The 26,555-nt window shown below is 47.7% G+C and carries 22 protein-coding genes and 1 pseudogene; 14 read left to right on the top strand and 9 right to left on the bottom strand.

Annotation, left to right across the window (positions count from 1 at the left end):
• Window positions 1-11: 11 nt before the first annotated feature.
• The 3 genes from WBJ53_RS32675 to WBJ53_RS32665 form a co-directional block, all read right to left on the bottom strand.
• On the bottom strand, window positions 12-632 hold the full coding sequence (locus WBJ53_RS32675) for an NAD(P)H-binding protein (protein WP_338877502.1): 621 nt from the start codon (window positions 630-632) through the stop codon (window positions 12-14).
• Window position 633: 1 nt separating this feature from the next.
• Window positions 634-1,056 (bottom strand): luciferase family protein, encoded by a 423-nt coding sequence (locus WBJ53_RS32670; RefSeq protein WP_338877501.1) that lies wholly within the window; start codon window positions 1,054-1,056, stop codon window positions 634-636.
• A gap of 195 nt (window positions 1,057-1,251) precedes the next feature.
• The gene (locus tag WBJ53_RS32665; protein ID WP_338877499.1) at window positions 1,252-2,112 is read right to left on the bottom strand and encodes an AraC family transcriptional regulator; all 861 of its coding nucleotides are present in this window, start codon (window positions 2,110-2,112) and stop codon (window positions 1,252-1,254) included.
• Between the two features lie 75 nt (window positions 2,113-2,187).
• Between WBJ53_RS32665 and WBJ53_RS32660 the strand changes: the two genes are divergently transcribed.
• From WBJ53_RS32660 to WBJ53_RS32650, 3 genes are all read left to right on the top strand, one after another.
• On the top strand, window positions 2,188-2,352 hold the full coding sequence (locus WBJ53_RS32660; RefSeq protein WP_338877498.1) for a helix-turn-helix domain-containing protein: 165 nt from the start codon (window positions 2,188-2,190) through the stop codon (window positions 2,350-2,352).
• Between the two features lie 33 nt (window positions 2,353-2,385).
• Window positions 2,386-2,661 (top strand): winged helix-turn-helix domain-containing protein, encoded by a 276-nt coding sequence (locus tag WBJ53_RS32655; RefSeq protein WP_338877497.1) that lies wholly within the window; start codon window positions 2,386-2,388, stop codon window positions 2,659-2,661.
• A gap of 89 nt (window positions 2,662-2,750) precedes the next feature.
• A complete protein-coding gene (locus WBJ53_RS32650; protein WP_338877496.1) occupies window positions 2,751-3,197 on the top strand; it encodes an IS630 family transposase in 447 nt (148 codons plus the stop codon).
• Window positions 3,198-3,566: 369 nt separating this feature from the next.
• Here the strand turns inward: WBJ53_RS32650 and WBJ53_RS32645 are convergent, their stop codons facing one another.
• The 4 genes from WBJ53_RS32645 to WBJ53_RS32630 form a co-directional block, all read right to left on the bottom strand.
• Complete coding sequence (locus WBJ53_RS32645; RefSeq protein WP_338877495.1) at window positions 3,567-4,025, bottom strand: hypothetical protein; 459 nt, start codon at window positions 4,023-4,025, stop codon at window positions 3,567-3,569.
• Window positions 4,026-4,377: 352 nt separating this feature from the next.
• Window positions 4,378-5,517: an MBL fold metallo-hydrolase gene (locus WBJ53_RS32640; RefSeq protein ID WP_338877494.1), complete on the bottom strand. Its 1,140-nt coding sequence runs from the start codon at window positions 5,515-5,517 to the stop codon at window positions 4,378-4,380.
• A 417-nt stretch (window positions 5,518-5,934) separates the two neighbouring features.
• Entirely contained in the window at window positions 5,935-6,462 is a 528-nt protein-coding gene (locus tag WBJ53_RS32635) for an IS630 family transposase (RefSeq protein WP_338877493.1), read from the bottom strand.
• 7 nt (window positions 6,463-6,469) lie between these two features.
• Window positions 6,470-6,943 carry a winged helix-turn-helix domain-containing protein gene (locus WBJ53_RS32630; protein ID WP_338877492.1) on the bottom strand — a complete coding sequence of 158 codons (474 nt, stop codon included), beginning with the start codon at window positions 6,941-6,943 and terminating at the stop codon, window positions 6,470-6,472.
• 1,056 nt (window positions 6,944-7,999) lie between these two features.
• On the opposite strand from WBJ53_RS32630, the gene WBJ53_RS32625 reads away from it, so the two are divergent.
• Entirely contained in the window at window positions 8,000-8,632 is a 633-nt protein-coding gene (locus WBJ53_RS32625; RefSeq protein ID WP_338877491.1) for a sigma-70 family RNA polymerase sigma factor, read from the top strand.
• A gap of 78 nt (window positions 8,633-8,710) precedes the next feature.
• Entirely contained in the window at window positions 8,711-9,766 is a 1,056-nt protein-coding gene (locus tag WBJ53_RS32620; protein ID WP_338877490.1) for a FecR domain-containing protein, read from the top strand.
• A 76-nt stretch (window positions 9,767-9,842) separates the two neighbouring features.
• Here the strand turns inward: WBJ53_RS32620 and WBJ53_RS32615 are convergent, their stop codons facing one another.
• On the bottom strand, window positions 9,843-10,016 hold the full coding sequence (locus tag WBJ53_RS32615) for a hypothetical protein (RefSeq protein WP_338877489.1): 174 nt from the start codon (window positions 10,014-10,016) through the stop codon (window positions 9,843-9,845).
• 24 nt (window positions 10,017-10,040) lie between these two features.
• Here WBJ53_RS32615 and WBJ53_RS32610 point away from each other — a divergent pair, with 24 nt between their 5' ends.
• From WBJ53_RS32610 to WBJ53_RS32600, 3 genes are read left to right on the top strand one after another with little or no spacing between them, the layout of a single operon-like run.
• Window positions 10,041-13,463 (top strand): TonB-dependent receptor, encoded by a 3,423-nt coding sequence (locus WBJ53_RS32610; protein ID WP_338877488.1) that lies wholly within the window; start codon window positions 10,041-10,043, stop codon window positions 13,461-13,463.
• Window positions 13,464-13,509: 46 nt separating this feature from the next.
• Window positions 13,510-15,033 carry a RagB/SusD family nutrient uptake outer membrane protein gene (locus WBJ53_RS32605; RefSeq protein WP_338877487.1) on the top strand — a complete coding sequence of 508 codons (1,524 nt, stop codon included), beginning with the start codon at window positions 13,510-13,512 and terminating at the stop codon, window positions 15,031-15,033.
• A gap of 42 nt (window positions 15,034-15,075) precedes the next feature.
• Window positions 15,076-18,624 carry a VCBS repeat-containing protein gene (locus WBJ53_RS32600; RefSeq protein WP_338877485.1) on the top strand — a complete coding sequence of 1,183 codons (3,549 nt, stop codon included), beginning with the start codon at window positions 15,076-15,078 and terminating at the stop codon, window positions 18,622-18,624.
• A gap of 422 nt (window positions 18,625-19,046) precedes the next feature.
• On the opposite strand, the gene WBJ53_RS32595 is transcribed toward WBJ53_RS32600, so the two are convergent.
• Window positions 19,047-19,913: an AraC family transcriptional regulator gene (locus WBJ53_RS32595; RefSeq protein ID WP_338877484.1), complete on the bottom strand. Its 867-nt coding sequence runs from the start codon at window positions 19,911-19,913 to the stop codon at window positions 19,047-19,049.
• Window positions 19,914-20,044: 131 nt separating this feature from the next.
• Here WBJ53_RS32595 and fucP point away from each other — a divergent pair.
• From fucP to WBJ53_RS32565, 6 genes and pseudogenes are all read left to right on the top strand, one after another.
• Window positions 20,045-21,294, top strand: a pseudogene (fucP, locus tag WBJ53_RS32590) (L-fucose:H+ symporter permease).
• A 20-nt stretch (window positions 21,295-21,314) separates the two neighbouring features.
• Entirely contained in the window at window positions 21,315-22,076 is a 762-nt protein-coding gene (locus WBJ53_RS32585; protein WP_338877483.1) for a (Fe-S)-binding protein, read from the top strand.
• Window positions 22,073-23,461 carry a lactate utilization protein B gene (locus WBJ53_RS32580; RefSeq protein ID WP_338877482.1) on the top strand — a complete coding sequence of 463 codons (1,389 nt, stop codon included), beginning with the start codon at window positions 22,073-22,075 and terminating at the stop codon, window positions 23,459-23,461. Before WBJ53_RS32585 ends, WBJ53_RS32580 begins: the two co-directional genes overlap by 4 nt.
• Window positions 23,458-24,060: an LUD domain-containing protein gene (locus tag WBJ53_RS32575; RefSeq protein WP_338877481.1), complete on the top strand. Its 603-nt coding sequence runs from the start codon at window positions 23,458-23,460 to the stop codon at window positions 24,058-24,060. The genes WBJ53_RS32580 and WBJ53_RS32575 overlap by 4 nt, the downstream gene beginning before the upstream one ends.
• Window positions 24,054-25,727, top strand: a complete 1,674-nt coding sequence (locus tag WBJ53_RS32570) for an altronate dehydratase family protein (protein WP_338877480.1) — start codon at window positions 24,054-24,056, stop codon at window positions 25,725-25,727. Before WBJ53_RS32575 ends, WBJ53_RS32570 begins: the two co-directional genes overlap by 7 nt.
• A 60-nt stretch (window positions 25,728-25,787) precedes the next feature.
• Window positions 25,788-26,552, top strand: a complete 765-nt coding sequence (locus WBJ53_RS32565; RefSeq protein ID WP_338877479.1) for a glucose 1-dehydrogenase — start codon at window positions 25,788-25,790, stop codon at window positions 26,550-26,552.
• The last annotated feature ends 3 nt before the right edge of the window (window positions 26,553-26,555 follow it).

Raw genomic sequence — 26,555 nt, 5'->3', positions numbered from 1 at the left:
TTATTATTTAATTAATTGTTTACTAATCCTATCCTTGTTTTGTTGTATTTATTTTCCACAATTTCTGTTGCGATAAAATGCCCCACGTTTCCTGAAAAAATTTGTTTTGCTTCACTTTTCGGGAAATAATTTTCTTGTGATAGATAATTTTTATCGGCATCGCCCTCTGCCACCATTGTTGGGCAGATGAAAAGATAGTTAATATCTAATGGTGCAATGTTGATGTAGGCTTCCCAATGGTCAGCTCTTTGGTTTTTCAAAAATTCTGGTTGCCCTGGTAAATCTCTACGCAATGTTTTGTTGTTGTGTAATGTAAGTCCTGAACCAAATACTAAAATTAATCTTTGATTATCCGAAACAGATTTTGATAATAATTTTCCAACAGGTGCAACTACCATTGTTGGGTCTTCATAGTTTCGGTTTCCAATTGCAGAAACAATTACATCAAAACCTTTTATGGCTTCAGTAATTTTGCTTTCATCATTGAGATCTCCTGTTATAATGTTTATGTTTTCAGGATATTCAGTTTGGCGGATGTAGACTGTTACTTCATTTCCTACTTTTAAATTTTCCTTTACGATTTGTTTTCCCATTAAGCCTGTTGCTCCAAAAACGATTACTTTTTTTGACATTTTAATTGATGTTTTGTTTGTTTATTTTATAAATTAAAGTTTCAATAGGAATACCCATAAGCCTTTCATAATTTAATTGAAAAAGCCATATTGCTTGTTTTGCATCGTTTTTAGTTGGGATTTTGAATTGTACCCAACCTTCGTATTCACCACCATAAGAAAATTTTTGTGCAAGATTATTTTCAATTAATGGTATTCGTAATTCATAAGTTGTTGCCAAGTGAACTGAACCGTCTAAGTGAATGTGTCCCAATTCATTTTTGCCTACATAAAAATCCGCTCCATCAACTTTTGAGTTATCATACAAATCCCAATGAGATGCTGAAATAATATTTTTCCATTGTTGAATTACAAGGCTTACCATTTGTGGGTAAGCACTCATTGTTGGAGGAGGAACGATACGTCCTTTTTCTTCGAGTGTCATAATTATACCAATTCAGGGTATTAATGTCGTATTTTTAGAAAGTTAACCATATGATCGTCAGGACATAAATAGGATGTGCCGCGATTGAAGAACACGACATGATGATCCAGAATTGGTATTATGAAATTTGATACTGCAAAGATGAGAACCAAAGAGCCGAATTTGTTAGGACAAAACGTAGATTTATCAGTACTTTTAGGAAAGGGTTTTTCTAAAATCTTGTGGTGAAAGTCCGGTATGTTTTTTGAAGTATCGCGCAAAGTAGCTACTATCTTCAAAACCGAGTTTGTAAGAAATTTGGCTTATTGTGAATTCTGAAAAATTTAGTAATTGTTGAGCTTCTAAAACAACTCGTTCTTTTATTATTTCAGTGGTAGTTTTTCCACTGGTTGCTTTTACAAATGAGTTTAATTGATGTGCTGATATATTTAATAGAGAAGCGTATTGAGAAATAGGAATGCTTTTAGCGAAATTTACCTCTACTAAATTTTTAAATTGTTTGAAAATTACAATTTGTTGGTTGCTGCTTTTTTGATAGCTTTGTATAGAAAATAATTTCTGGATTCGTCTCAACAATATTAACAATAATGCTTGCACTGTTTCGGTTGATTGTTCAATGCTTTTACATTCATAGTAGAGTAAATCAATAACAGGCTGAACAGTATTGATGTCTTCTTTTTTTAGTTGTAAAAATGGATTTTCGTGAAGATTATCTAAATAGGAAATCTCAAAAAGAATGTTTTTATTTTGAAATATTTGAAGGAAAAATTGTTCTGTAAATAAAACAACAAACCCTTTAATGTTTTCCCACTTTTCAAACATGTGCAATTGACTAGGCGAAATAAAAAATAAAGTATTTTCTGAAATTGTATAGTTTTTATAGTTAATATTTTGATTGCTATTGCCTTTTGTAATCCACAAAATTTCGTAAAAATTGTGCTTATGTGGAAACTCAATATTTTCAGGTTCTACCATATCTTCAAATTTGTCCACAAGAAAATCAACCTGTCTATGAGGTTGGTTGATAAGGTCACTAATGGATATGGTTTTGAACATTTTGCAAAGGTAGTAAAATGATATTCTGTTATTGATTCGTGAGTAAGTCTGTAATATTTGTACCTTATTGTTATTATGGCCAGCTACAAACAAAGTGATTATGAAGCTTTACGGCGACGTTGTGTCGAACTCGAACAAGCCGGTTGGAAGCAGCAAGCTATAGCTCAGGCGTTTGGTCTAACTCAAGGCTGGGTCAGTCGAACCCTGACCAAATATCAACAAAAAGGCACTGTAGGGTAGCAGGAAGGTAAACGGATAGGTGCACCTGCTCGCTTGTCGAGCCAACAATTGGTCGACTTGGTTAACCAACTTAATAAAGGGATAGAGCACCACGGATTTTCAGGAGCTGTTTGGACCAGGCCGCGTGTCAACGAGGTTATCAAGACATGTTTTGGCTTAAGCTATGATCTCTCCCAAGTAGGGCGTCTACTTAAAAAAGTAGGATGGAGTCGGCAGAAACCTCAAAGAAAAGACCGTCAGCAGGATGCTCAGGCTGTTACCCACTGGCGGCAGGAGTGGCTAGCTGAACTTAAAAAAAGCCAAGGCTGAGGATAGAGTTATCGTCTATAGTGACGATGCTGCCTGCCATCTATTACCCCTGGTAGCTTCATACGCGGGCACCCTGTGGGCGAACACCAGTGGTTGCGGAGCAAGCCGGGCGTACTCATTTGAGTCTGATCGCAGCCATCGCCCCTAACGGCCGGTTGTATCTGGCCGTTCAGGATCGGCCTTTAATCAGCGATGAAATAGTGTGTTTTTTGAATAAGCTTTGTAGTCGCTATCGCAAGTCCAACCTATTGGTGATCTGGGATGGGGCTAGTATTCACCGTAGTCAAGCAGTCAAAGCATTTTTAAGCTGTAAACCAGGGCGAGTTCATCTGGAACGGCTACCGGCTTACAGTCCTGAATTGAACCCAGTGGAGTTACTCTGGAGCCATCTAAAGCGAAGTCTAAAGAACCAGTTGTTCACCTCGTTAGAGCAGTTTCAGGCAGCAGTACTTAAGCAAATGGAGCGCTTACACGGCGACCCTAAACTAGTTACCTCATTTTTCCGCAAGAAAGAAGTTGCTTTCTTTACGGATTAATTCACGTATCAATAAGCGAAAAAAGGTTTCCATACCTGGAAAGTCCAGGCATATCGCATCAAAATAGTTCTTACTCAAGGTATAAAGCGTAGAATCTTCTAATGCTTGTCGATGGGTTGCCAGACCAAGGCCGTGCCTTGCCGGATGGCATCAACCAGGGCTTCGATTTCACTTTGCTTAGTAAACAAGCTCACCGAATAGCAGTTTTTGAATGCTGTTGCGTTGATTATTCCTGGTCTAATGGTAATGGCGGTAGCCTTCCTGACGCTCTTTTTTTGTTTATGGAGCTTGACTAGGCTAGACCACTTGCTTTTTTAGAACCAATACATGTATTGATAAAATTGACGTGCTTATAAAAGGGTTAAATAATCAAGCGTTATTCATTTCAATGTACTGTTGAAATTCATCAAAACTTTCTGGTAATCTTTTTTTAAAACTATTTACAATTACACTTTTCAATAACAGGCCAAAACTTTTAGGTACGAAAGAAACGGTTTGTGTAACTTCCGTTTGGCCGTTTTTATCAACTACATTGTAAGTGTGGTGGAACTCACCTAAATTAAGTAAGTTAAACATTTTCATTTTTGAATAATGCGTAAACTCTTTATTGGGTTGGACATTTTGAAATATAACCGTTGCTTTACCTGACCCTTTAAAATTACCTGTCATTACAGAGTTATTTTTGATCTCGCCTTTTGGGTTTAGTGTTGCTTCTAAATAAAGTGAATTCCATTTTACTTGCTCGGCTGGATCTATTAATTTTTGATAAGCATTTTTGGTCGATGTGTTTACTACTCTGCTGTCGGAAAGAATTATTGCGCTGCTCATTTTTCGTTATCGGTTATTGAGCGGTATATTAGTTCGTAATGAAAGCTACCTCTTTTTTGTCAAAGAAGGAAGGCACTAACCCCATTATATTCGGTTAGGGTGCGACTAAACCAACCTTAAGTCAGGCCGAATGCATAAACATCTCTAATGGAGTTAGTGCAGGGCTTCATCATCAATTTGTCGCCTCGACGATCCATTTGTAGGTTGCCCTAATGGTAATAAGACGCCGACATTTCAGACTTACTCATTGTCAATAAGACGGCAACAAAAGTTGATTGCTAACGTAAGGAACTTGTGTTTTTGATACTCTGATACTACTCGTTTTTAGCAAAATTTTCAGCGGGTCAGGTATTTAATCAACTATTTTTAATGTGCCTTTGAGGTGAAAAAATTCTCCACTCCTACTGGCAATATTAGTGTACACTATACTTTGATTATAATCCTGAACGTGAACAACATTATCTCCAACATGCGGTTCGTGCCAATACACCATAAATATATTTTTGGCAATTTCGGTTGCGGTGTAATCTACCGAATCCGTTGCTCCGCCTTGGCCCTCAAAAGACATCTGCTTATTGTCTACAAAGTTTAATACAAATGAAATTTCACCAAAATTTACTTCCACCTTATTGCCAATTGCCGGATAGGGCGATTTCAAATCCCAGTTTAATTCTCCCTTAAACACTTTTGCACCCATTTCTAACATATCTCTTCCAACAAACGTTGGGTATTTTTTCTCCATCTCCACAGCCAGTTCTGCCCCACTTCTGCTGTCTGCTGCATTTTTGTAATCAACTAAATATTGTTTTGTAAAATCTATACTTTTTGGACTATCGTTATAATAAATAAAATGTGAAGGAATTACTTTTTCTGGATGAAGCGATTTCATCTTGTCGAGTTGAGCAATCCAGGCATCGATTGCTGCTACATTATTGGTGTCAGCCATCCAAATATGGGAACCTTCGAGATTTACTGAAATGCCGCCTATAATTGTTTTTGAAGATGAAATCCATAAAAAACTGTGTGCAGGGTCATTCTTTGTAGTGATAATTTCAATTTTATTTCCCTCCAAATCGGGCAATAAAGAGGTAGCTTGGGGGGTAATGACTTCTGTTGGTGCATCACTTTTTAGCTGCCCTTCCCAAATAGCAAATTTTTGATCTTTTGAAGCCGAAATAAGATAAGCAGTTTGGGCTGAAGAAACAATGTTTGCGTTTGGGAATGCTTTTTTTATTTCATCTAAACCAAAATAATAATCGGGATCGCTGTGCGAAATGTAAACCACAAGTAGGTTTTTGCCTAAGGCGTTTATTTCCTCAATTAGTTCTAGTACGTATTGTTTTTGAAATTGAGCATCAATCAAAATGGCATCTTTTTCGCCATAAATGATGGTTGATGTGACTGGAAAAATGGCATTTTCTCCTGAATTAAAAATTTTTATGTTTAAATCTCCTGCAAAGTTTGACTTTGTAGATGTCAGTGCTGTTATCATTGTGATTAAAATTTTTAAAACAGTTGTTAAATTTTCCAGAATATTTTTTTGCAGACTTCTGAAACATGACATACTCCCATCTTCAATGGCCAACCCAGGCTAGTACTGGAAGTTAGCGTCCAAACCTGCTACATTTTTTAATTCATCATGACCGTTATGTGCGGGGTGAGTTGGATGTAGTCTGCCCCCAATACGTGTCAACTGCCGCTAAACCTCTGTTGACGAATAATGTTGTCAATACTATCTTTACTAATTCTCATTTTGTCATTTTCTTTTTAGACTTAAAAATGAAATGCAAAACTATATCCAGTAAAAATGGAAAATCGTTTGCCTATGCGAAGAAATTTTTATTTCTTCTAACCCTACTAAACGAAGCGGGTAAAATGCCAGACTAGAAAGCAATTATTGATCCGTGAATTAACCCGTAAAGAAGGCGACTTCCTTCTTCTGGAAGAAGACCTGAATCAGTTTTCGATTCTTCTCTAATAGACTAAGCTGCTCTAAAACCGTTACGCTCAGGTCTTCTAGTGAAAGAAATACTTGGTTTTTCAGCCGCTGTTTGATCTGGTTCCACACTAACTCCGTAGGATTTAGCTCTGGACTATAAGCGGGCAAACGTTCTAGATTAATCCGTCCAGGTCGCTCTTTTAGGAATGTTTTAACGGCTTCACCGCTATGAATCGAAGCGCCATCCCAGATGATGAGCAAATCGCGCTTGCGATAGCGGCTACAGAGCTTGCCCAGAAACCATACTATATCTTCCCCGCTGAAGGAATGGTCCTGCCCAGCGACATAAATGCGGCCATTGGGAGCAATCGCAGCAATTAAGCTTAGATGATCTCGACCTGCCTGCTCCAGGAGCACAGGTGTTTGCCCCCGTGGTGCCCAGGTGAGTCCTAGCATGGGCAACAAATAACAGGCAGACTCATCGACATACAAAATCACCCGTCCTTCAGTCTGGGCTTTTTTTAAGCTCGGGCAACCGTTCGGCTCGCCATTGCTCGACCCGTTGCGGATTCTGTTGACGCGCTTTGGGCTGCGGTTTCTGACGGCTCCACTCTACTTTCTTCAATAAACGGCCTATTTGTGAAGGGTCATAACTAACCCCAAAGAGTTTTTTGATCACTTCATTGACACGAGGACGGGTCCAAATGTGACCCGGAAAACCATGATACTCAGCACCTTTATTTAGCTCTACAACCAGCTGAACTAACTGCTCATTGGCTAGCCGTGGTGAAGCACCGGGCGGTTTACGCCAAGTTAAAGCGTCCTGCCCCTTCTGACGATATTTGCTCAAGGTGCGACTTACCCAACCTTGAGTTAATCCCAACGCTTGGGCGATAGCCACCTGTTTCCAGCCCAGCTGGTCCAAAGCGGCACAGCGTCGGCGTAGCACCTCATATTCAGTTTGTTTGTAGCTGGCCATAGTAAGTGCAAAATACGAATATTACAAGTCTACTCACGCATCAATAAGTATTGCGGTTCTCGCTGTAGTGAATTGGTTGTTGTATGTAGTTTGTGCATCTTGTGAACAAATGTCGGACATGCTTATTATTGGTTTCAGCGCGCTTGCCTTTCATTCAGGGTTTGACTGACCTATATTAGCCCGTATTGCTAACGTAAACTGGGGCTTTACAATAATCAGCTCGATCATATCCAAGAGTTCGAGCCCATCCTGGCAGATTTGTTAGGTATAGCCCAGTCATTTTTGCTGAGAGTGAGGCAGATGAAACTCATCGACTCGTGAGCCGAAGTGTTCGGTTCATTCTGCGCGCAAATCGGGTGCTACCTAATTGGGTAACAATTCTGCTAATCGGTTGAGGTGAATTGCATCATCTCCACCACGCATTCTAAGCGGTTCATGGCTCGGATGCGGGCCATTAGATAAGTGGAATCGGTCCGTTGTTTGCTGGTCGTTTTGAGCCATTGATGTCCCTGACAAGTGACCAGTAGGTCGTTCAGTAAGCGTTCCTCAACATCCCCGGCCACAAACCGTAGTCAAAATTCGGACTGCAAACTAAAGTATAAGCCAGGGTCGGTCAGTTTCAATTCTAACATATACGTTCAGGCAATTCAGCTGCGAACGGCATCGGCAGCTTTCTGTCTGAGAGGTCTTCGGCGAATTGCATGAGTGTCACTAACGCTCATTACCAGTAAGCTAAAGTGAGTTGGCCTCGTTGTGGAAAAAGATCCGCAAATAGCGTATCGTTATAGAGGGTTCCTGATTTGTCCCGCAACAGTAGATAGGAATTCTCATTTGAGAAAGCGGCTAGGGCAGCATGAGCGGTTTGGTTAGGAACTGAATTGATTGTCTGTAAGTGTAAGCAGATGGCTAATACAGGTTAAACTACGACTAAAATACGATTTTTACTGCCAACCTGAATTCGCTAACAGTATCCAGTTGGAGAAAGAACCCTAGTATCAACAGGAAAGAAAATATAATAGTACGTTGATAAAGTATGATTCGGCTTATATTTGAGTTATGAAAAAGCCCAGCTTTGTTGATACTAAACTCAACCAGCCAGTCCCGGCATCTGAAAATGTTCAGGAAGATGCAGTATGGGAGGCTTTTAAGCAGGGCGACAGTCGGGCATTCACGGATTTGGTAAATACGCATTATCCCCTTTTGTTGAAATATGGATTACGAATCTGTGTGAAACGGGAATTGGTAAAAGATTGCCTGCATAATCTCTTTATCGATATCTGGAACCGTCGCGAACGGCTGGAGGAAATCCGTTCTATAAAAGCGTATTTATTGACGTCCCTGCGTCGCCAGCTTTACAAAGAGGTTCAGCGCTCGCGACTCACCCGTGGGTCTGAAGATCTGCCTGAATCGTACGACTTTCAAGTTCAGTTCGCCATCGAATCTGATATTATTGACAGTGAAACGAATGCCGAAAATCTGCTGAAACTTCGTTCCAATCTTCAGCAACTCTCCAAACGGCAGCGGGAAGCCATCTACTTACGCTTTTACCAGGATCTTGCGTATGAAGACATTGCGCAGGTTATGGCTATCAATCAGCACTCGGCCGTAAATTTGGTTTATGAGGCTCTCAAGTTGCTGCGCAGGCATTGGCGCATGGTAGTATTCATGCTGTACTTACCTTATATATAATTTTTTTCAATTTTTTTCAGGACTATTCTAACCCAAGCATCTCTTATCCATGAGATGCCGTAAAATCGTGTCCAACTAATGAAAAAATACCATTCATATACTATAGACGATTTCGTTCAGGACGTTTACTTCCGGAAGTGGGTGTATGGGACACTACCCGAGCAAGACCACTTCTGGCAAACCTGGCTGACCACGCATCCCGAGCAGGAGAATACCATCGAGCAGGCCCGCCTTATTGTGTTGAGTATACGAATAGACGAGGTATCAGTCGATCCCCGCGAGATGGAGGAAGCTATCCAGCAAATTTTAGATGACCGGGTTCTAATCCGCCATTTACCTGTTTATCAGCGTACATGGTTCCGTATAGTGGCTTCAGTTGTACTGCTTTGTGGCATCAGTTATGGTGTATGGCAACGGTTTTTACCCAGTACACATTCCGGTGGCATAACGATGCTACCAACCCAAACGCAGGCAGTCAGCCATAGGCGGGTCGTTGCTCTGCCAGATGGTAGTAAGGTCACCCTGGAGCGGAACAGTGATTTAAGGGTGAGTGCTGTATTTGACCAGGACAAGCGCGAAGTAACGCTGGTTGGGGAGGCATTTTTCGAGGTAGTAAAAAATCCGGCCAAACCCTTCCTGGTCAACACAGGCAAAATAGTTACCCGTGTGCTGGGAACCAGTTTTCGCATAAAGGCTTACGACAAGGATAGTAGTATATCGGTATCCGTAAGTACGGGTAAAGTGACTGTGTTTAGGAAGAGGGGCCCACAAACCGACCAGACGTTCTTATCGGATGAGGTGATTTTAAATCCGAACCAGCGGGCTGTATTCGTGAGGGCCGGGGAACAATTCATTAAGACACTGGTCGAAAAACCAGTTATCGTTAGAGCTACCGTTCAAAAGAACCTATTTGAATTCAATGAAACGCCGGTCCCACAAGTACTCAAAATATTGGAAGAAGCCTATGGGGTGAACATGGAATATAACGCCGAAGTGCTGTCGAGTTGCAATTTAACCGCATCATTAAATAACCAGGATTTATACCAAAAACTCGATCTGATTTGTGAGGCTATCCATGCTCAGTATAAAATTGCCGATGGTCAGATTATCCTTTCCGGTCGTGGCTGTAACTGATAAACAGTGTGTACGAATTTCTAAACTAAACCCACTTCCTATGGCCTGATTAGCTGACAAAAAAGTGAAAGACGCGTCAATCAATAGCGTCGTATAGCGTAAAAAAGTCGGACGTGCTCCACCACATCCGACTGACTTGCTTCCCTCGATAGATCACCCGAAAAATCGGATGAATGGGAGTGTTTTTGCCTAACCGTTTAAAATCATTCAAAAACAAAATAAAAGTATGAAAAAAAACTTTCAGACGCATGGTTTTTACTACCAAATAATGAGAATGACTCTCGTACAGCTGCTTCTCGTTACCTTCTCCTTAAGTGTGACGTATGCATTTGATGGTTTTGGCCAGGAGGTACTCAACCGAAGAATTTCACTCCGACTAGGGGATAAACCGGTAAAAGCCGTTTTATCGGCAATTGAGACTAAAGCGGACATCCGATTTGTGTATAGCCCCAAATTGATTCAGGCAGAACGACTCGTTTCTGTGAACGTTCAGAACCAACCCCTGGGCGATGTGCTGGAATCAATGCTGAAACCACTACTAATCAGCTACCGGCTGGTAGGAAATGATATTGTGCTGAGTCAGCGGTCAGACAGTATGAATATGCTTTCAGAGCCACTTACCCCGGCCCCTGAATCCATCCTTCTGGAGGAGGTTGTTACCGGCACCATCACCGATCAGAACGGCGAAGGTATTCCAGGAGTTAATATACTCGTAAAAGGAACGCAGCGCGGGGCAGTAACGGATGCAAAAGGCCACTATCGAATTGCCGTGCCCGATCAAAATGCAACGCTAACATTTAGCTTTGTTGGCTACGTTAAACAGGAGGTTCTGGTAGGTACCCGTTCCATAATCGACATTACTCTTGCGCCAGACACGAACTCCCTGGATGAAGTAGTGGTAGTGGGCTACGGTACGCAGCGCAAATCGTCAATTACAGGGGCCATTGCTTCAGTTTCGGACAAGGAAATCAGTGCTTTACCGGTTTCCAACATCTCCCAGTCGCTCCAGGGCCGGGCAGCCGGGGTAACCGTAACCAACAATGGAGCACCTGGTGAAGCGCCCATTATTCGTATCAGGGGCGTTGGGACCGTGAACAATGCCAATCCCCTATACGTCGTAGATGGGGTGCCCGTGGGCGACGGGTCAAACGTCGATCCTAAAGATGTTCAGTCAATCGAAGTTTTAAAAGACGCTAGCGCAGCCGCTATTTACGGCTCACGGGCCGCCAACGGAGTTATTCTGATAACCACAAAACGCTCGAACTCTAAGAAACTAAGCGTTACCGTTGATTCTTATGTTGGCGTTCAGAGTCCCTGGCGAAAACTTTCTCTCCTTAACCGGGATCAATACATTGCTTATGGAACGGATCTGTTAAACAATGGAGATGTGTACAACGGTAAACCCGCCGGGTCCAGCCTGCCGCAACGCTGGCAAAATGGGTTAGATCAACCTATTTATCCCGGATCTACCCAAACATTTCGGCAAACCGAGACCGATTGGCAGAAGGAGATGTTCCGTAACGCGGCTATTCAACAGCACCGGCTTGAAATTTCGGGGGGGAATGACGTGTCGAAATTTTATCTGTCCGGGGGCTTTTTTAGCCAGGATGGTATAATGATCGGAACAAATTACAAACGGGGAAACATTCGGCTTAACTCAGATCATAAACTCGGAAAGCGGGTGAGCCTGGGTCAAACCCTTTACCTGGCCTATGACAACCGACGGGTAGAACAGAACGGAGGAGCCATTGGAACCCAGATTCGGACTATCATTAATACCCTGCCTTACCTGCCCGTGTATAATCCTAATAACCTGGGGGGCTTTGAAGGTTCTAAAAACGTTGACGGGACCGATCCAGCCAATCCTGTACGCAACGCACTGCTTAACAGCAATACCCAGGAGTCGAATTCGGTGTTTAGCACGTTTTATATTGATGTCGACCTGTTTGCCGGTTTGAAATATCGTTTTCAGGGCGGAGTCAATATTTACAATTCCATTGGCCGGGGTGATAACCCAAGTTATGACAGTGGACCGGGTGGCTTTGCCTCCATCAATTACGCGAGTATTTCCCAGGACAGAGGACAGTCTATTACGCCGATTCTGACCAACCAGCTAACCTATATCAAGAGCTTTGGTAAACACGCTATTAATGCTATTGCAGTGGCCGAAAAGCAGACTGCCGTATACTCAGGTATTAATGTGGGGGGCACCAACTCAATTACTAATCTGATTGTGGAGCCTACCAACTTAAGTAGTCCTCGTATTGGAGCGGGCCGAGTTGAATCGGCAATCATCTCCTACGTGGGTCGCCTTAACTACGAGTATGCGAATAAATACCTGCTGGGGCTTTCATTCCGCCGGGATGGCTCATCGAAATATGCCCCCGGTAAAAAATGGGGCAACTTTCCGGCGGCTTCGGCAGGTTGGCGAATCAGTGAAGAAAAATTCATGAAAGGATTTACTGCTATCTCGGAACTCAAACTGCGCGGTAGTTATGGATTAGTAGGCAATAATAACATTGGCGATTACGGGTATCAGGCCACCCTGTCAAGCGATCCCTACTACGAATTCGACAAAACCACTTCCGTTGAAAGTCAAGGATATACCATTCGGAAGCTAGCCAATAAAGACCTGAAGTGGGAAAGTGTTGCGATGACTAATCTGGGTATCGATGCTTCACTGTTGAATGGTCGGCTTTCCTTTTCGGTTGACTATTTTAATAACCTGACTCGCGATATGGTGCTCAATCGCCCCATTCCAATATCAATGGGTTATGATGAAGCACCGCTCTCCAACGTCGGTTCCGTTCAGAATCGGGGAATTGAATTACAGGCTGGCTACCAGTCAACCAAAGGGAGCTTAACCTGGCAACTGAATGGTAATATAAGCGTCGTTCGTAATAAAGTTATCTCCCTGGGCGATGAAGGCAATACCATTTTTGGGGGAGACTGGTACGGAGATAACCTCACTAAAACGGAAGTTGGGCAACCAATTGCTTATTTCTATGGCTACCAGACTGCCGGAATTTTTCAGAACCAGGGCGAGGTAGATGCCTGGAAAGCAAAATATACCGATGTCGTAGCGGATAAAGACTCGCCCAAACCCGGTGATATTCGATTTGTCGATGTCAATGGGGATGGGAAAATTGACCCGAGTGACAAAACTAAAATTGGCCATTTTCTGCCCAAGTTCACCTATGGAACCAATTTCTCGGCCAAATGGAAGGGCCTGGATCTGACTTTGTTTGTGCAGGGCGTGCAGGGCAACCAGATTTACAGCACTGTAAAATATAATCTGGAGGGAATGACCCGCCTGTTCAATGCCGGCACGGCGGTACTGGATCGCTGGGTGAAGGAAGGACAGGTTACGGACGTGCCACGGGCCGTGGCAGGAGACCCAAACCACAATGCGCGGGCATCGAGTCGGTTCATTGAAAGTGGCTCGTATTTGCGGGTGAAGAACCTGACGTTGGGTTACGCTCTGCCAGCAAACTGGATCAGCTCGAAGGGAACGCCCTTTATCTCAAAAGCCCGGGTCTATATCTCCACCACAAACTTACTGACCATTACAGGCTATAAGAGTGGCTACGACCCGGAGATAGGCTCCTTTGGTGGCTCTTCGCTGACCACCGGCATTGACTATGGTCAGTTTCCACAGGCCAGAACAATCATGGCCGGCCTTCAGATTGGGTTTTAATAATCAACCACTCGACTAATCGTCTTCCGTAAATTCCTGCAAAGACATGAACAGATACGCACTCAAATTCTTATCAATTAGCTTAGTTACCCTTACTCTTTCCTGTAATGACAGCATTCTGGAGAAAGTAAATCCTACCCAATTATCGACCGAAACATACTTCACTACCGGGGCCGAACTGGTTACGGGTGTCAACGCAGTTTATGCAGGCTGGCAGGGGTTAAACCTGTACGCACGGGAATATTTCTTTATTCACGATCTACGGGGCGATGACATGCAGCCGGGCGGAGCGCAGCTCGAAATTCAGCGGGCGCAGCTCATCAATGGTACCCAGGATGCGTCGAATCAGGTGGCCACGGATGTATGGCAGGGGCTCTACCGGGTCATCCACCGCGCCAATGTTGTAATTAGTTTCGCACCGGGCGTCAAACAAGGTATCACTGAAGAACTACGAAATCGTGTTTTAGGCGAAGCGAAGTTTCACCGGGCCTGGTCGTACTATGAACTGGCATCGCTTTGGGGGGGCGTCCCTCTTTATAAAACCTACTCAACATCACCCGACGAAAGCCAGCCCAGAGCCACTGAGGATCAGGTTTATGAATTCGTGATTAATGATCTGAAAGAAGCTATTGCGGGCTTACCGCTGAAGTCGGCTTACGCCGACACAGACGTTGGCCGGGTATCGAAGGGTGCCGCTCAGGCCATGCTGGCCCGGGTATATATGCAGCGGGGAAATTACGACCTGGCCAAAGAGCAACTGGCCGCCGTGATAGCATCCAATCAATATAAACTCGTGGATAGCTATATCGAAAACTTTAGGGAGGAGAATGAATACAACTCGGAGTCGGTCTGGGAAATTGCCTTCACCGAAGCATTTGGTGGCTTAAACTGGAGTGGTGATGGCAACGGCGTCAATGGGGAGGTGACGGTACGTGGGCAGGAGTACGGCCCTAATGCCTGGCGGAATGTGATTCCATCAAATGGCTTACTCGCCGAGTTTGAAAAGAAAAAAGCCGGTGATACCAAAGACGATCCGCGTTATCAGGATTCCTTTTATCAGGTTGGAGATCTGTTTAACAATGGTAAAGATACACTTAAGGACGTACAGGGAGCCGACCCCAAAATCAGCTGGAAGAAATACCAGAAAATTTACAAGGCTACTGCGGAAAACAGCCAGTCGGGTATCAATTTTCGGGTTATCCGGTATGCTGAAGTATTATTGATGATGGCTGAATGTGAGAATGAAGTGGGGTCTCCCACAACTGCCGTTTCGTACATCAATCAGGTCCGGGATCGTAAAAGCGTAGGTATGCCCCATTATCCAACGCCAAAATTTCCGGTGTCGAACAAAGCGGAGGTGTTAGCCGCCATTATGCACGAAAAACGGGTTGAACTCAGTGGCGAACAAATTCGCAATCTGGACATACTACGCTGGCGCAAACAGAATAAACTCACCAAAGAGCCAATTTCTTACTTTCAGAAGGGGAAACATGAGTTATTGCCAATCCCTCAGAGCGAAATCAATAATAACTCAAAGATTGACCAGAAGGACCAAAATCCCGGTTACTAATCGATTTATCCCCTCCGGTTATCCGGAGGGGATATACAACCCATGTTTGTTGTCTTTTCCATGAAAGTAGCGCGTTTATCTGGCCTTGTTCTCTTACTTACCCAGGTGGCGGGAGCCTGCCACTTCGCCGACAGACCGGTATTTTCTCTGGTAACCTCGGCTGATTCACATCTGACGTTCACCAATAAGATTACTGAAACAAACAGACTGAATGTACTGAACTTCGAATACATCTACAATGGGGGGGGCGTTGGTATAGGGGACGTCAATAACGACGGGTTACAAGATATTTTCTTCACGGGGAACATGGTTTCGTCGAAGTTATACCTTAATAAAGGCAACCTGACTTTTGAGGACATAACCATTCCCGCCAAAGTCAGTACTAAAACCTGGTGTACCGGTGTGTCTATGGTTGACATCAATCAGGATGGCTGGCTTGATATCTACGTATGCACTATTCATCCCGACCGTAACAAATCAGTACCTAACCTGCTCTACATCAACAATGGCCCGGATAAAAACGGTACTCCTACGTTTATCGAGGCAGCGGCCGAAGTGGGACTGGCCGATCCGAGTTATTCAACACAGGCGGCCTTCCTCGATTACGATCTGGACGGCGATCTGGATATGTACCTGGTAACCAATGGTATAGAAGATTATATCCGAAGCGTGGCAGTCGGGCAAAAAACGGATGGTACTGGACGGAGTGTCGATAAGTTATTTCGCAACGACGGACTTCAAGGCAATGCCCTGCCCCGGTTTACGGATGTGTCCCGGCAGGCTGGTATTAACGCTGAAGGCTGGGGACTGGGAGTTGTCACGAACGATATCAATCAGGATGGCTACCCCGATCTCTACGTTACCAATGATTTCCTGTCGAACGATTTGATGTACATCAACAATCGGGATGGCACTTTCACCAATAAAATCAATAAGGCGCTCAAACACCAGGAACAAAATGGAATGGGGGTCGATATGGCCGATCTGAACAACGATGGTTTAAATGATATTGTGGCAGTAGATATGTTACCAGACGATAATCTGCGTCAGAAATCAATGTTTTCAGACATTAATTACGATCAGTTCCAGATTGCGCTGGCTAAAAAATATCAGCCTCAATACGTTCGCAACGCCCTACAGTTGAATAACGGTGCCCTGGCCAGCGATGTACCAACGTTCAGCGACGTAGGACAATTAGCGGGAATTGAGGCAACTGACTGGAGTTGGAGTACATTATTGGCTGACTTTGATAACGACGGTAAACGTGATATTTTAATCACGAATGGTTATCCAAAAGACATTACCAACCTTGATTTTGGCATTTACACAAAAGATGCCTCCATGTTTGGTACTAAAAAAGCCAGACTCCGCAGTATAATTGAAGCGGCCAATCAGTTAGCCCCTATTGACAAGCCTGACTTTCTGTTTCAAAATAAAGGAAACCTGGTATTTACCAACGTGGCAGCTGAGTGGGGTATCAGCCAGCACTCGGTTACAAATGGAGCCGCCTATGCCGACCTGGATAATGATGGCGACCTGGATTTGGTCATGAGTGCTCTCAACAGTGAAGCATTACTGTATGAGAATCACGTGCAGGACGCAGTGAATAAACCGGCAACGAATTACATCCGAATCAAGCTGGCTGGGCCGAAAGGAAACCCGGCTGGGATTGGCGCAAAGGTAACTATCTGGTCCAAAGGGCAACAGCAATACGCCGAACAAGCCATACAGCGGGGCTATAACTCAACGGTTGAGCCATTCATTCATTTCGGACTTGGGAGTCAGACCCTCATCGACTCCCTGACTATAACCTGGCCGGGACAGAAAGTACAAAAACTAAAGAAGGTTAGTACAAATCAGACACTTACCCTGTACGACCGGCAAGCCAGGCTCGATACTAAACCAATCGCCACCCATGTACCCACCCTATTCACTGAGGTGCCGGCTGGCACCGTACCTCCTTACCAACAGACTGAACTTGACTTCGTCGACTTTAAATGGACCAGTCTGCTGAACCGGAAATATTCTCAGGCGGGCCCCGGTATTGCGGTGGGCGATGTGAATGGCGATGGGCTGGACGATTTTGTTCTGAGCGGCTCCGCCGGAAATCCGGCTGCGTTGTTTTATCAGCGCCCCAATCAGACGTTCTCTGCTGGCAGCTTACCTACCAAAGTGCAGGAGGATATGGGTATGCTGCTGTTCGACGCAGATAACGATGGGGATCTGGACTTGTACTGCGTCAGCGGAAGCAGCGAGTTTGGATCAGATACCAAAGCCTATCAGAACCGGTTGTACCGAAACGCGGGGAAAGGGCTATTTCAGCTGGATTCAACAGCCTTACCGCTTATTTCGGCCAGTGGTAGCTGCGTGGTTGCCAACGACTTTGATAAAGATGGTGACCTGGACTTGTTCATAGGAGGGCGCATCGTTCCAAACCAGTATCCGACAGCACCTGCCAGTTACCTGCTCAAAAATGATGGGAAAGGCCATTTTTCGGATGTGACCGACCGGGTGGCTCCCGCCCTCCGGCATGCCGGTATGATTACCAGTGCCCTATGGAGTGATTACGATAATGACGGCTGGGTGGATTTAGTTGTAGTGGGTGAATTTATGCCAATCACATTCTATAAAAATACGCAGGGTAAGGTGCTGGGTAAACAATCTACTGTGCTGGACAACTCGGTAGGGTGGTGGAATGCTGTTGTCGGTGGTGATTTTGATAACGACGGCGATATTGACTACGTAGCCGGAAACCTGGGGCTTAACTCGCGCTATAAAGCGTCGCCTGAAGAGCCGGTATGTCTGTATGCTAAAGATTTCGACGACAACGGACGTATTGATCCCATTCTCTGTCGATTTATCCAGGGCAAAGAATACCCGGTCCATCCACGGGAAACCCTGAACACGCAAATAGTGGGCATGCGTCGGCAATTCCGCCATTATAGCGATTACGGAAACGCGACAATTACCGATATGTTTTCGCCCGACCAGCTAAAAGATGCGCTTGTTTTCAAAGCGACCAACCTGGCTTCCTCCTACATTGAAAACAAGGGAAATGGTTCATTCACGATGACGACCCTTCCCCTAGAGGCCCAGTTGTCTCCTATGCTGGGTATGCAGGTTACCGACCTGAATAGGGACGGCAATCTCGATTTGCTGAGCGTTGGCAATGATTACGGAACAGAACCCCTCACAGGCTGGTATGATGCGGGGATAGGTACCTGCCTGCTTGGTAATGGTACAGGAACGTTTACTGCTGTTGGGGCAAGCAAGAGTGGTTTTGTGGCTGATAAAGATGCCAAGGCTCTGGCCATATTGAGCCTGGCAGGAGGACAGCCACTATACATTGTCACCCAGAATCGGGATAGCCTTCGCCTGTTAAAATCGGCTTATAAACAGCCTGAACTTCCTATAAAGCTTAATCCAACCGATGCCTATGCGCTAACAACGCTGCCGAATGGTAAAACGAGAAAAACGGAGTTCTACTGGGGAAACGGCTACCTCTCGCAGTCATCTCGAGTGCTGATACCATCGGGAAAGGCTAAAACAATTCAGATTTCGGATGTTCAGGGCCGTCGCCGAACCTTATGATTACCTTACACCTCAGGCAGACTCCTGAGCTTGAACACTTTTGTCAACCCGACATACTACCCACGATTGCGTACACTTCTAAACCGATATTACCAGCTTTACCAGCGATAGGCATCCCGCAAATTTCTCGAATTTGCCAAGGCAGGTGGTTATAACGCAATCAGAGAAATTAAAAACCTGGGAATGGTCAGTTAGCAAACCCGCCCCCCAAAGGACAGTAAATTTGGGCTATTTGGGCCGGTAACACTCTCCTCGCCTAAATAAGGAGGGTATTTGTGGTGGGTCTGAAGACTAATCAGCGTGCATGAGAGCAGTTACACGCCGGTTGACACGTTTGAAGGTGATTTACTGACCGAAACCGAAGCGGGCATATTGAATACCGCCGATTCTCTGGTGAAATAGTGGAGTTCTTCGAGTTTACACTACTTCGCGAACGTCCTCTGGTACTGCATCGGGCTTTTGCCAGTGATGAGTTTAAAGTACTTATTGAAGCCCGAAAACTGGTTGAAACCGCTTTCATTACAAACCATAGCAATACTCAATCGACCTTCAATCAGCAGTTTACAGGCGTGCTGCACCCGGAGTTCAAGCAAAAATTGCGAAAATGATTTGCGGCTCCGCGATTTAAAATAACGGCAAAACGAGTTCGGACTCATAGCGGCCACAGCCGCAATTTCATTCAAGGAAATCTTCCGCTGGAAGTGAGCCAGCGAATAGGCATAAATCAGATTGATGCGGTCAGTATCGGCTTCATCGAAATGGATGGGATAGTTTTGAGCCGAAAGCAGAGGCAGGTCAGGGGCCTCAGCCAGCAACGAAAGTATCTGAATCAACGATACCAACCGCGCCGTACCCTGTTCGGTGAGCAGTTGGGCCATTCTGTTTTTGATCTGCTCCCGCGTTGACCCCAGCAACCGGATACCCTGTCTGGCCCGCTCCAGCAGGCGAACGACAGGTCGGTTTTCGGGGAGTTGCAGGAAGGTGTCTCCCCAGAAATCGGCTCGAAAATGCACGACTGTGGCCTGAGCCAGCAACCCCTCCCGGTTTTCAAAGTACTCTTGGTCGCATCGCCAATAGTGGGGTAGGTTCGCGCCCACCAGCAGCACGTCGCCCGGCTGAAAGTGCTGGATGCTATCGCCTACGAACTGTGTGCCGCTGCCGTGTTCGATATGTACCAGTTCGATTTCGGGATGGTAATGCCAGCGGTTGTAAAAGTGCAGCACTACATCCCGGCGCACACTAAATGACTGCTCGGAGATGATAGGTACGCGCAGAAGTTGGGGTTTCATACCAATGAATCAGCTACGACAAAGGAACTATGAACGTAAATTAGCTAACATAATGGTAAAACTGGATAATCTGATAAAATTACTCGATTACGTTATACAATTAATTTGTATGCTGTTTCAACGAGTCAACTATGTCTAACCCGACGCGCTACCGTTTTCCCTTTATCCTGATGACGAGTCTGTTCTTTTTATGGGGATTTGCCCATAACCTGAACCCGATCCTGATTCCGCACCTCAAAAAAGCCTGCCAGCTTACCGACCTCCAGTCGGCCTTCGTCGATTCAGCTTTTTTCATTGGTTATTTTGTCACAGCATTACCCGCTGGCCTGTTTATGAAGCGATTTGGCTATAAAACAGGCATTCTGACGGGTTTATGCCTGTTTGCAATAGGCGCGTTTCTATTCTATCCAGCCGCCGACTTCCGTTTGTACGGCCTGTTTCTGGTAGCGCTGTTTGTGCTGGCCAGTGGGCTGACCTTTCTGGAAACAGCCGCCAATCCCTACGTAACGGCTCTCGGCCAACCGGCCTCGGCCACCCAGCGACTCAACCTTGCTCAATCCTTCAATGGACTAGCCGCCACCCTGGCTCCGTTTATCGGCGGAACGGTTATTTTGTCGGGCAACGTGCTGACAGTGGCCCGCCAGCAGGCCATGTCGCCCGATGAACTGAATACCTACCTGACCCACGAAGCCGCCAGCGTCAAACTGCCTTATCTTCTGATTGGCGCAATTGTGCTGGCTGTAGCGCTGCTCATCAGCCGCAGTAAACTGCCTGACATTGCCGAACCCGTTCCGCTTAGAACACAAGGCGGAACAGAATCTATCTTTCGCCAGAAAAACCTGATGATGGGCGTTACGGCTCAGTTTTTTTACGTAGGTGCTCAGGTCTGCATTTCCAGTTTCTTCATTCGGTTTGCCGGTACCGTAGCGGCCATCCCCGAAAAGACGGGGGCCCTTTACCTCTCCATTGCGCTGGTGGGCTTTATGGTGGGTCGCTTTATCGGGAGGCCCTCATGCGAACGATTGCCCCGCATCGGCTGCTGGGTTTCTACACCGTGGGCTGCGTTGGGTTGTTGCTGGTGGCGGTAGCGGTTCGGGGAATGGCCGCCGTGTACGCCCTGGTGGGAGTTGAATTTTTCATGTCCATTATGTTCCCCACCATTTTCTCGCTCGGTATTTACGGGCTGGGAGCGCAAACCAAAGTGGGGTCGTCGCTGCTCATCATGGCCATTGCGGGGGGTGCGTTATTTCCCCTGCTGATGGGCCGGATCTCAGACATCAGTTCGATTCAAATGGCCTACATCGTACCTGCCCTGTGTTTTATACCGGTTTTATTTTTCGCCCTACGTACCACCGCCCGTTTAGCGGCTGACTCAAATTGAAGCCGTTACTCACTGACCTCATGCACGTAGCTCTGTTTATACCCTGTTATGTCGACCAGTTTTACCCGGCGGTGGCTATCGCTACCCTCGAACTACTGGAGAAGTTGGGTTGCGAAGTGGTGGTTCCCCGCAACCAGACCTGCTGTGGGCAACCGATGGCTAATTCGGGTTTCGCAAGTCAGTCGGCGGGCTGCGACCGTAACATGGCCCGGCAATTCGGCGGCTTCGACCATATCGTTTGCCCGTCCGGGTCGTGCGTGTTGCACCTGCGCGAACATAACGCGGGTATCCAGGGGCGGGTGTGGGAACTGAGCGAATTCCTGACCGATAGGCTCCAGGTTCAGCACCAACCGAATCGGTTTGGTACGCTCGAAAAGCCGCTCCGGGTGGGTCTGCACCAGAGTTGTCACGGGCAGCGGGGGTTGCGGCTGGCTTCGATGTCGGAACGCAACGAACCTACGTTTTCCAAAGTGGAAATCCTGCTGAACCTGATAAACGGGCTAACGGTTTGCCAACCCACCCGGCCCGATGAGTGCTGCGGTTTTGGGGGAACGTTCTGCGTGACGCAGGAAACCCTGTCGGTAAAAATGGGCAAAGACCGCCTTGCCGAACATCTGGCTAACAAGGTCGATGCCATTCTGGGGGGCGATATGTCGTGCCTGATGCACCTCGAAGGAATTCTCCGGCGGCAGGTATCACCGGTGCGGGTACTGCATCTGGCCCAACTGCTTAACGAAGCCTGCCCGCTCCCGCTCCATCAACCAAACACCATACCGGCATGAGTAAACCCGTTGTTCCCCACGACCAGGCCGCCCGGCAGTTCATTGCTGACGAAGCCCGCACCGACTGGCATGACCAGACGCTTTGGTTCGTGCGGCAAAAACGCGACAAAGCCGCCCATACCCTGCCCGAATGGGAGAGCCTGCGCGACCTGGCATCGGGCATCAAAGACTATGCGCTGGCCAACCTCAGCACGTTATTGACCAATTTCGAGCGGCAGGCAACGGCCAACGGCATTACCGTACACTGGGCCACTGATGCCGCCGAACACAACCGGATTGTGCTGGATTTGATTCAGCAGCACAGCCCTTCAGCCCGGCCAAAGGTGGTCAAAAGCAAGTCGATGCTGACCGAAGAATGCCACCTGAATGAGTTTCTGACCGAACAGGGCGTTGACCTGGTCGATACTGATTTGGGCGAGCGGATTGTACAGCTCCGGCAGGAGTCGCCGAGTCATATCGTGCTGCCCGCTATTCACCTGCGTAAATCCGACGTGAGTGATACTTTCCATCAGCATCTGGGAACCGAAGCGGGCAACCATGACCCGCAGTACCTGACCGAAGCCGCCCGAACGCATCTGCGCGAGCGGTTCATGGCCGCGCAAATTGCTATCACTGGGGTCAATTTTGCCGTTGCCGAAACAGGCGGATTCGTGGTCTGCACCAACGAAGGCAACGCCGACCTCGGTGCCCACTTAGCCGACGTACACATTGCCTGCATGGGCATCGAAAAGGTGATTCCCCAGCAGGAACACCTCGGCGTATTTCTGCGGCTGCTGACCCGCTCGGCAACGGGTCAGCCCATCACCACTTATTCCAGCCATTTCCGACGACCTGCTCCGGGAAAAGTCATGCACCTGGTGCTGGTCGACAATGGAAGGAGTACCCAGTTGGGGCGCACGCACTTCCGCAATTCGCTTAAGTGCATCCGCTGCGGGGCCTGTTTCAACACCTGCCCGGTTTATCGGCGCAGCGGGGGCCACAGCTACCATAACGCCGTAGCCGGACCCATTGGCTCCATTCTGGCCCCCAACCTTGATATGCGGAAAAACGCCGACCTGCCTTTTGCCAGTACGCTGTGCGGTAGTTGCTCCAACGTGTGTCCCGTTAAAATCGACATCCACGATCAGCTTTGGCACTGGCGGCAGACGCTGACCGCCGAAGGACTGGCTCCTCTGCCTAAAACGCTATCGATGAAGCTAATGGGCTGGGTGCTGGCTCACCCGCTGGTGTACCGCGTGGCGGGCCGGGCGGGTCGCAGGTTGATGCGATACTGGCCGGGAGCCGTCAGCAACCAGTTGAATCCCTGGTATAAAGGTCGAGAGATGCCCCAGCCGCCCGCGCAGAGTTTTGGTGACTGGTATAACCAAACCCGCCGACGCTTATGAACAGCCGTGAACATATCTTACAGGCCGTTACCCACAGCCAGCCCCCAGGTGGGTCGTTACCCGTCCTGCCGGAAGTTTATGCTGGGGCGCACGTTGCGGAAACCTTCATTACCTGCGTCGAGACCATTGGCGGTCTGGTAGTCCGGGTAGCGGGTATTCAGGCCGTTCAGCAGTATATAGAAACCTGGTTCCCGAGGCCGAACCGGATCATTCATACCCTGCCCGAACTGAAATACGGCGAATTCAGACACGTCCGAACCGCCACCGGACACGACCTCGAAACGGTTGACCTGGCCGTACTGCGGGGTGAGTTTGGGGTGGCTGAGAACGGGGCCATCTGGCTCGATGACACAACGTTGCCGCACCGCGCCCTGCCGTTCATTTGTGATCATTTGGCGTTGCTGCTGGACGAATCCGCGCTGGTACCCACCCTGCACGAAGCCTATCAGCGACTGTCGGGCAACCCGTTTAGCTATGGTGTGTTCATTGCCGGACCATCCAAAACCGCAGACATCGAACAATCTCTGGTCATTGGAGCGCACGGGGCGCGGAGCCTTACCGTCTTTTTACTGGCCCATACCGCTATAAATCCATGCTGACCCAGACCCGACATCTATTTCTCCACATTCACCCCGCCGATAACGTGCTGGTGGCCCTACAGGATTTGCCAGCGGGCGAGGTCATTTTCCATCAGAATCAAACCGTACAGCTGTCCGGCCCAGTGTCGGCCAAACACAAGTTTACCCTGACCCAGCTTGCCCCTGGCGACCCAGTGTTTATGTATGGGGTGCTAGTGGGGAAAGCCACCCGCCCCATTGCCCCCGGCGAGACCCTTACTACCTTCAACCTCCGCCACGAAGCCGAGCCGTACACCCTGCAAAAGCGAAAATCCTATGTCTGGACCGCCCCCGATGTGTCGGCCTGGGAATCGCTGACGTTCAACGGGTACGTTCGGTCGGATGGTAGCGTTGGTACACGGAATTACTGGCTTGTGGTGCCGCTGGTGTTTTGCGAAAACCGCAATATCCAGATGATGCAGGACGCTTTTGAGCGCGAACTTGGCTACGGACAGCCCGAAACCTACCGCCAGCAGGTACGGAATCTGGCGACGACCTATCGACGGACGGGTACGTATGCTCAAGAAGTTGCTTCGGTGTCAGAGGAAGCTACGAATGCCGAAGTCCCGCGCACATCGGCTTTGTTTCCCAACGTAGATGGCATCCGGTTTCTGACCCACGAAATGGGTTGTGGAGGGACCAATGCCGATGCCGACCGGCTATGTGCCCTGCTAGCCGGATTCATTGTCAATCCCAACGTAGCCGGAGTAACGGTACTAAGTCTGGGTTGCCAGAAATCACAGATAGAGGGACTGCGGGCCGAAATACACCAACGTAACCCCGCCTTCGACCGGCCCCTGCTGTACTTCGACCAGCAAACCTACGGCACCGAAGCCGCCATGCTCTCCGAAGCCATCCGGCAAACCTTTGCCGGACTCATTACCATCAATCAGTTTACCCGTCAACCCGCGCCGTTGAGCAAGCTGACCGTCGGGCTTAAATGCGGAGGTTCGGATGGTTTTTCAGGTATATCGGCCAATCCCGCCCTGGGTTATCTGTCCGATGTGCTGGTGACGGTGGGCGGAACCACGCTCCTGGCCGAATTCCCCGAACTCTGCGGGGTGGAGCAGGAACTGATTGACCGTTGCGAAAACCTCGCCGATGCCGAAACCTTCGTGCGGCTCATGGCCGATTACGCCCGGCAGGCCGAAGCCGTTGGCGCAGGATTCGACATGAATCCGTCAGTGGGCAACATTAAAGACGGACTGATTACCGATGCCATCAAGTCGGCGGGGGCGGCCAGAAAAGGGGGCAACGCACCCATTGCCGGAGTACTCGATTACACTGAACTTCCTAGCCGGTCGGGGTTGCACCTGCTGTGTACCCCAGGCAATGACGTGCTGGCCACCACCGGCATGGCCGCTTCGGGAGCTACCCTGATTGTGTTCACAACGGGCCTGGGAACCCCCACCGGCAACCCCATCACGCCCACCGCCAAAATAGCAACCAACACCCGGCTGTCCACCCGGATGCCCGACATCATCGACTTCGATGCGGGGCTGATCGTAGCGGGTGAAGAAACCATTGTGCAAACTGGCAGTAGGCTTCTCCGCTGGCTAATTGACGTAGCTTCCGGTTCTATCCACACCAAATCTGAGTGCCTGGGCCAAAATGATTTTATCCCTTGGCAGCGGGGCGTAAATCTGTAAACAGACGTTTGCCTGACTGATAAATCCCTTACACCAATAGCCAAATAACCCTCACCATTTATGTTATCCTTAGCCAATAAAACAGCTATTATCACGGGGGGCGGCAGCGGCATTGGCCAGGCCATTGCACAGCTATTTGCCCGGCAGGGAGCAGCCGTGCATATTTTGGAACGGAATGCTACAGCCGCCGAAGCGGTCGTTGCCAGCATTGCCCAGGCGGGTGGCCGGGCGTATGCCCACACCTGCGACGTAAGCCAGCAAATCCCGGTGCTGAACGTTTTCCGAAAAGTTAAGAACGTGGACATTCTGGTCAATAACGCCGGGATTGCCCACGTTGGGCGACTCGATGCTACAACCGAAGCCGATGTAGAACGAATCCTGAGCGTGAACGTGAAGGGCGTGTATAACTGCCTGTTTGCCGCCGTGCCGCTCATGCAGCACCGGGGGGGCGGGGTCATCCTGAATATGTCGTCGGTAGCGGCCCTGGTCGGCATTCCCGACCGCTTTGCCTATTCCATGAGCAAAGGAGCCGTACAGGCCATGACGCTATCGGTAGCGCGGGACTATATGGCCGACAGGATTCGATGCAACAGTATTTCGCCGGCCCGGATTCACACACCCTTTGTCGATGGCTTTCTGACGGAAAATTACCCCGATACCCGCGCCGAAATGTTCGACAAGCTGGCCCAAAGTCAGCCCATCGGTCGGATGGGTACCCCCGACGAAGTAGCCATGCTGGCCTTGTACCTGTGTTCGGACGAAGCGGGCTTTATCACCGGCTGCGATTACCCGCTGGATGGCGGATTCAGTAAATTAAACACCTGACAG

Source organism: Spirosoma sp. SC4-14 (assembly GCF_037201965.1).
Lineage (GTDB): Bacteria > Bacteroidota > Bacteroidia > Cytophagales > Spirosomataceae > Spirosoma.
The sequence above is the reverse complement of the archived record's forward strand: the minus strand, read 5'-3'. Positions and strand labels throughout refer to the sequence as shown.